6 protein-coding genes are annotated in these 7,240 nt (G+C 70.4%); 1 reads left to right on the top strand and 5 read right to left on the bottom strand.

The features are described from left to right. Nucleotides 1-22: 22 nt before the first annotated feature. Together ACIG5F_RS46125 and ACIG5F_RS46130 are read right to left on the bottom strand one after the other, a co-directional pair. Nucleotides 23-2,311: an ArnT family glycosyltransferase gene (locus tag ACIG5F_RS46125; RefSeq protein ID WP_396526610.1), complete on the bottom strand. Its 2,289-nt coding sequence runs from the start codon at nt 2,309-2,311 to the stop codon at nt 23-25. Then, complete coding sequence (locus tag ACIG5F_RS46130) at nt 2,308-3,570, bottom strand: glycosyltransferase (RefSeq protein WP_396526611.1); 1,263 nt, start codon at nt 3,568-3,570, stop codon at nt 2,308-2,310. The genes ACIG5F_RS46125 and ACIG5F_RS46130 overlap by 4 nt, the downstream gene beginning before the upstream one ends. 260 nt (nt 3,571-3,830) lie before the next feature. Here ACIG5F_RS46130 and ACIG5F_RS46135 point away from each other — a divergent pair, with 260 nt between their 5' ends. Then, entirely contained in the window at nt 3,831-4,583 is a 753-nt protein-coding gene (locus ACIG5F_RS46135; protein ID WP_396526612.1) for a hypothetical protein, read from the top strand. A gap of 161 nt (nt 4,584-4,744) precedes the next feature. On the opposite strand, the gene ACIG5F_RS46140 is transcribed toward ACIG5F_RS46135, so the two are convergent. The 3 genes from ACIG5F_RS46140 to ACIG5F_RS46150 form a co-directional block, all read right to left on the bottom strand. Next, nucleotides 4,745-5,254, bottom strand: coding sequence for an RNA polymerase sigma factor (locus ACIG5F_RS46140; protein ID WP_396526613.1), 510 nt, complete (start codon nt 5,252-5,254; stop codon nt 4,745-4,747). A gap of 355 nt (nt 5,255-5,609) precedes the next feature. Further along, nucleotides 5,610-6,077: a MarR family winged helix-turn-helix transcriptional regulator gene (locus tag ACIG5F_RS46145; RefSeq protein WP_396526614.1), complete on the bottom strand. Its 468-nt coding sequence runs from the start codon at nt 6,075-6,077 to the stop codon at nt 5,610-5,612. A 349-nt stretch (nt 6,078-6,426) separates the two neighbouring features. After that, nucleotides 6,427-7,083, bottom strand: a complete 657-nt coding sequence (locus ACIG5F_RS46150) for a hypothetical protein (protein ID WP_396526615.1) — start codon at nt 7,081-7,083, stop codon at nt 6,427-6,429. Between the last annotated feature and the right edge of the window lie 157 nt (nt 7,084-7,240).

A 7,240-nucleotide genomic window follows, 5' to 3' on the forward strand; every position in this document is an offset into this window, starting at 1 on the left:
GACCCCACCGCTGTCCTTCGTCCTATTTGGCCAGGCAGTCGTACAGGGTCTGGGCCCCGCCGAAGCGGCCGCCGCCGAACCCGCCGGCCGGCTGGTCCGAAGTGGACGAAGCGGTCACGCCGTACGTGCTGGACGGAACCACCTTGCAGTTCTGCTGCACCCACTGGGTCCGCTGCTCGGCGACGCCGCCGCCCCGGGCCCCGGTGGTCGCCCCGGGCGCGCTGGTGAGCACAAAACCGAGGTTGCCTTCGGACTTCCACTGCTTGAGCAGATCCACGCTCGGGGCGTTGTCACTGCCCATGAAGCCGCCCATGCCGATCACCGTCACGTCGCTGTTGACGATGTAGGTCTCGGACGCGTTGGCCCCGCCCTCGACGGCCAGCTTGACCTTGGCGTTGGGCGCGTTCTTCACCACGTAGTCGAGGATCTTCTGGTCGTCGGCGGTGAGCCCGCTGCCGCGACCGCCGCGACCGCCGCCGCCGAACTGCTCCATCAGCTCCTCCAGCTGCTGCTCGGTCGGCTGCTCGCCGCCGGGCAACCCCGGGAAGCCGCCGGCCCCGCCGGCGCCACCGGCACCGCCGCCGCGAGCACCGCCGCCACCGCCGCCGAAGCCGCCGAAGGCCCCTCCGGGCGGGCCGGCCGTGGCCAGGCCGCCGGGACCGCCGGCGCTGGCCTGGTCGATGGCCGCGGCCGCCGACCACACGCCCGGCGCGAGCAGCACGGCGACGATGCCGAGCACGCCGATCACCCGGACCCCGGGCAGGTTGACCAGCTTGGCCAGCACCAGACCGATGATCGCGATGCCGGCGACGACCGCGACCGCGTAGCGCAGCCACCCGTTCCACGAGGTGTCACGCGCCACCAGCACCCACGCCCACACCGCCGTGATGAGGACGCCGGCCGGGAGCAGCAGCCAGCTGTAGCCGACCGGCTTGCGGTAGTAGCGCCACAGCAGCACCAGGCCGCCGCCGGTCAGCGCGGCGATCGACGGGCCCAGCTGGGTCGTGTAGTACTGGTGGAAGATGCCCTGCTGGAAGCTGAACACCAGGCTCAGCACGATCAGCCACGCGCCCCACATGCACCAGCCGGCCCGCTGCTGGTGGTCCGCGGGAAGCTTGCGGCGCATGGAGATCACGCCGATCACGGCCACGATCGCCAGCACGAACAGGCACAGCGGCATCAGCCAGCTGATCTGGCCGCCGACCTCCTGGCCGAACATGCGCCCGATGCCGTTGCCCTGGCTGAAGCCGCCGAAACCGCCGCCGCCCCCGCCCCGGCCGCCACCGCCGCCGCCGAAACCGCCGCCACCGCCGGGAAAACCGCCCCCGGGAGCCGCACCGCCGGGGGCCGCGCCGCCGCCGGGAACCGCACCGCCGGCAGCGCCGCCCGGGGCCGCGCCGCCGGGAGCACCGCCGCCGGGGAACCCGCCACCGCCACCGCCACCGCCGACGCCTTCGCCGAACACCCGGCCCAGGCCGTTGTAGCCGAAGATCAGCGACAGCTCACTGCCGTCGGTGCTGCCGCCCACATACGGCTTCGGGCTCGGCCACACCACCGTGAGCAGCACCCACCAGAACGAGCTGGCCAGCAGCACACCGCCGGCCGCCGCCAGGTCGCCGATCCGGCGGCCCCAGGAGGCGTTGCGCCCCAACAGATAGCCCAGACCCAGCGCCGGCACGATCATCCACGCGGCCAGGCTCTTGGTGAGGAAGCCGCAGCCCACCCAGAAAGCGGCCTGCAGCAACCACTTCGTGGCGCTGCGGGCCGGGATGCCGATCTCCACCGAGCGGGTGAAGGCGTACGCGGCGGCCACGCAGATCAGGGTCAGCGCGGCGTCCGGGTTGTTGACCCGGTCGATGGCCACGGTGATCGGCGTGAGCGCCAGCACGGCCGCGGCGATCAGCGCCGCGTTCTCGCCGGCCCAGCGGCGCACGGTGCGGTGCAGCAGGAACACCGCGGCCACACCCTCGATCGCCTGCGGCAGGGCCAGCGACCACTGGTGGAAGCCGAAGATCCACACCGACACGACCTGCGGCCACAGGCCCATCGGCGGCTTGTCGACGGTGACCACGCCGGCCGGGTCGAACGAGCCGAACACGAAGTTGGTCAGGCTCTGCGACATGGACTTCACGGCCGCCGAGTAGAACTCGTTGCCCCAGCCGGTTCCCCAGATGTCCCATCCGTACAACAGGGCCGCGACCACCACGATCGCGCCCAGCGCGTACGGACGCCACTTCGGCCGAAGGCCCGGCGACTCGCTGGGAGTCGCCGGGCCCGCCGGTGGCGCGGTCGCTTCTGCGGCCGTCGTCATGCTTGTCCTTCCTTGACGGTGTTCTTGAAGACCCAGGCGCGCAGCAGCACGAACCGGGCCGCGGTGCCGATCAGCGAGGACGCCAGCAGCACCAGCAGTTCCGTCGCCTTCGACGCGGTGGGGTCGAAGGCGCCCAGCGCGAGCAGCGCGCCGGAGGTGAACGCGTAGTAGAGCGCGAACACGATCAGCCCCTGCAGGTGGATCCGGCTCGGGGAGCCGGACGACCGCAGGAAGGTGAAGCGGCGGTTGGCCTCGGTGTTCAGCAGCGTCGTCACGGTCAGCGCGACGAAGTTCGCCACCAGGGCCGGCCACCACGTGCGCATGATGCCGTACAGCAGCAGGTTGGCCACCGTCGACACCACGCCGATCGCCGCGAAGGACAGCAGCTGCCACAGCAGGCCGGTCTCGCGGCGGGCCACCACCGCGTCCGGGTGCTCCGGCTTCGGGTCCGGCCGGCGGGGCAGGTCGGCGACCTGGGCCGCGCCGGTGGCCTTGGCCCGGGCCACCCGGATCAGGCCGCGGATGTCCTCGGTGGCCGTCTTGGTCACGTTGACCCGGGTGTCCATGTCCTCGACCCAGTCCACCGGCACCTCGTGCACCCGCAGGCCGTTGTGCTCGGCCAGCAGCAGCAGCTCGGTGTCGAAGAACCAGGAGTCGTCGGCGATGTGCGGCAGCAGCCGCCGGATCACGTCGGTGCGGGCCGCCTTGAAGCCGCACTGGGCGTCGGAGAACTTGGCGCCGTGCGAGAGCCGGATCATCGCGTTGTAGCAGCGGGAGATCATCTCCCGCTTGGGGCCGCGGATGGTGCGCGAGCCCGGCGCCAGCCGGGACCCGATGGCCACGTCCGAATGCCCGTTGACCAGCGGGGCGACCAGCGGCAGCAGCGCGTTCAGCCCGGTGGACAGGTCCACGTCCATGTAGACCACGATGTCCGCGTCGCTCCAGCCCCAGGCCTTGCGCAGGGCCAGGCCGCGGCCCTTGCGGTCCAGGTGCAGGACCCGCACGCCCGGGTACTTGTCGGCCAGCCCGTTGGCCACCTCCATGGTGGCGTCGGTGCTGGCGTTGTCGGCCACGGTGATCGTCCACTCGAACGGGAACTGCTCGGTCAGGAAGCCGTGCAGCACCTCGATGCACCCGGGCAGCGAGCGTTCCTCGTTGTAGACCGGAACGACGATGTCCACGGTCGCGGTCTTGCCGACCGACCAGTGCCCTGATCGGGCATCCGTGTCGGTCTCCCCGGCAACGGCCGCTCCACTCATGTCAGACCACCTGACCCCAGTCGCGGTAACGGCTCTGGATCGAGCCCACGTTCAGGTATGGCGGCCCACTGTGCGAGCACGCTGGACGAATCCTTGGAGGAACCTGGGAGTCGGTCACGAGCGGGTGAACATCACCGCCCGTGTCGGATCAACCACGCGAATCGCCTGATCCTTTTTCTCCCGGGGGACTGAACCGCCCGGGCGGGGAAGTCGTAGAGGTGGGCAGCAAGGGCACCACCACCTACCCACGGAGGCTTCTCGTGACACGAGGCCGTCGTATCGCGATCGGTATCGCCAGCGGCCTGACCGCCGTGACCGCGCTGACCTGGCTCGGCATCCAGGAGCTGGGAGCGAACCAGGCGCAGTCCGGACCCGGCTCGGTGACGAACGCCGCCGCCCAAGCCCCGGTCACCGTGCAGCTGGGTGATCCCTCCTCGTCCGCGCCGGGCTCGCCCAGCGCCGGCGCGCCGTCCTCATCGGCCGGCGCCCCGCCCGCGGCCAACGCGCTCGGCCCGGCCGCGCTGACCGCCACCGACATCCCCAAGATGGGGTCGGTGGTCGAGGACAACAAGGGATTCGTGCTGTACCGATTCGACAAGGACACCGCCAATCCGCCCAAGTCCAACTGCGTGGACACCTGCGCGCTGATCTGGCCGCCGGTGCTGACCAACGGCACCCCGACCATCGCCGGCGTCGACCCGTCCCTGGTGGGCACCGTGGCCCGCCCCGACGGCACCATGCAGGTCACCCTGGCCGGCTGGCCGCTCTACAACTTCTCCAACGAGAAGGAGCCGGGCAAGTGGGCCGGCCAGGCCGTCGGCAACACCTGGTGGGTGATCGACTCCAAGGGCAAGAAGAACCTGACCTGCGTGCCGTCCTCGCCGCCGCCGGCCCCGACCGTGCCGCAGGCCCCGCCGCCCGCCGACAACCCCGGCGGCGTCGCCGGCACCGACCCCAACAGCAACAACACCGGCACCGCCGGCACCTCAGGCTCCGGCGGCGGAGGCTACTGACCCCGCTCCCTGAGCCCCCTCCACACCCCCCCAGTTCTGCCACATGTGGCCCACATTCGACTCCAGGAGTCGAATGTGGGCCACATGTGGTGTTGGTTGGGGGTGGGGGGTGCCGGAAACCTACGTTCGGTGTGTCGGTGAGCGGGACTCGCCGGGGGTGGTCACTGGGCCCAGGACTTGATCTTGCCGCGGACGCGGTGGATGGCGGTCTGGGTGGCGCGGGGGGTGGTGCCGAGCATGCGGGCGATATCGCTGTGCGGGTGGCCGTCGGCGACCAGGCCGACCAGTTCGCGCTCGTAGGCGGTGAGCCGGGCCAGGGTGGACGCCACCCAGTCGGCCTCGGCCTTGTCGCAGGTGAGCTCGGCCGGGTCGGCGTCGGCCAGCGGGTCGAGCTTGGTGTGCGAGTGGGCTCGGGTGGCGGTGGAGCGGCGGCGGGCCTCGTCCACGCACAGCCGCTTGACGACGGTCACCAGGAAGGGGTGCAGGCGGTCCAGGTCCAGCTCGGAGAAGTGCGCGGCGCGCAGCAGGGCGTCGTGGACGATGTCCTCCGCCTGCCCGCTGCCCGCGGTGTGCCGGGCCGCGATTCCGACCAGTTGGGGCCGGACCTTGGCGCACTCCTCCCAGAACCGGGCCGGGACCTCGTAGGTCTGGCCCGGTGGCTGCTGTCGCATTGCCGTCCTCTCGTAGGCACGTCAGGAAGAAGTTGCGAATTCATTTAGGTTCGCGAAAAAATCTTCTGTCGCGCACGGCGTCGTGCGCCCCGTTTGTGTCTACGGTGTAACAACGTTTGCTGTCACTGCCGGTTGGCCGTTATCTACGTCACGTGACGACTGGTCGTTCCGGCCGCTTGCTCAGCCGTTCGAGTGAAGGTTGGTGAGCTCGGGCGTTGGCCGACCGTAGACCTCATGGAACGACAAGTTCCGAGGACCAGGTGCCGAAGTGGTGGCAGGGACCACACGGACACCTGACCGGTGGGCCGGCGCGGTGGCAGGGACCGCGCCGGCCCACACCTGTGTCCGGGGTCGGTCAGCGATTGCCCTCGAAGATCTTGAGCAGCAGCCGGTGCAGCTCGTCGCGCTCCTCCTGGGTCAGCGGCGCGAGCATCTCCCGGTTGAGCTGCTCCACGTCGACCAGCCGCTGCCGCAGCGTCTTCGTGCCGGCGGGGGTGGGCATCACGGCGTAGCGCCGACGGTCCCGCTCATCCCGCTTCCGGTTGGCCAGCCCGGCCTTCTCCAGGTCGTCCAGCAGCGCCACCAGGTCGCTGGCGTCGATGCCGAGCCGCTCGCTGATCTCCTTCTGCGAGGAGGCCCCGTGGTCCTCCAGCGAGGCCAGGATCATCAGGTGCTGCCCGCGCAGGTCGGTGCCGAACTGGCCGCCGCTCTTCTGGCTGCCCAGCCGGCGCCACTGCTTGGCCAGGTGCACGAACAGGAAACTGGGCAGGCGCAGCATCCGTTCCGGCAGTTCCAGCGAGGTGGTCCGGTCCGGCGCGTTCATGACCCCATTCTACGGTTCGCCCATGTTGGGAGTGGCCCACGATGTGGCACGGACTGGAGGTCGACTGTGGTGTTGATCACATACGGCTAACGCCGAACGGCCCGTTCACAAACGCGCAGTGAGGTTGGCGTAGCAAACCTTTTCCGAGCACTTACGTGCAGTCAAGCCGCCCCTTGGGTACCTTTTTCCTGGCCAATCGACAGGTTTCCCGGGCCCGGGGGTTGCTCTCTGCGTCGGATGCCCTAGGCTGGTCCTAGTTCGAACAACACAGACCTCCCGTCACCCCTCCCCCCTGGTGACGGGAAACCGGAGCCCCCGTCCCTTGACGGGGGCTCCGTGCTTTTCCCGGTCAGTGCAGCACGTTGACCGCCCTGGCCACCACAAGCACCACGATCACCAGCGACACCAGCGACTGGGCCATCATCGCCAGCTTCGCCCAGGGGCGCATCGGCAGCACGTCGGTCGGGCTGAACGCGGTGGCGTTGGTGAACGACAGGTACAGGTAGTCCAGGTACCAGGGCTCCCAGTCCTTCGGCGCCATCTCGGGGCTGGACATCTGCGGGAACAGGAAGTCCGGGTACTCGCGCTCGCCGCGGGCCCGCATGGCCGGGCCGCCGCGGTCGAACTCCCAGTACCAGAGCGCGAACACGATCACGTTGGTCACGTAGATGTCGGCGCCGGTGGCCAGCAGCTCCAGCGCGTCGTCGCCGATCGCGCCGTCCAGGATGTGCCGGACCAGCTGCACGCCGTTGACGGCGTTGGCCGCGCTGACCAGGAAGGCCACCACCAGGCCGGCCTGCCGCTCGATCCCGCTGTGTTTGCTGATCCGCCCGGGGTTGGCCACGATCAGGGCGATCAGCAGCGCCAAGGTCAGCGCCGGCAGCAGCCAGATCGGCAGGAAGGTCATGGTCTGCGGCAACGGCAGTTGCAGGCACAGCGCCACCAGGATGGCGGTGCCCACCGCCCAGCGCTGCTCGGTCTGCGTCTCCCGACGCCAGGCTGGCATCTCGGCTTGGGTCACAAAGACAATAGTGGCCGGCGTGGGGGGGGGGGGGGCCCGCCCCCCCCCCCCCCCCCCCCCCCCCCGGGGCGGCCGGGCCGGCGGGGACCCAAAAAGCGCCCCCACCACCCAGATTTCACAACCGTGTGTTAGATTTTGGGCC

The sequence above is a fragment of the Kutzneria sp. NPDC052558 genome, from assembly GCF_044547355.1.
In the GTDB taxonomy this organism is placed as follows: domain Bacteria; phylum Actinomycetota; class Actinomycetes; order Mycobacteriales; family Pseudonocardiaceae; genus Kutzneria.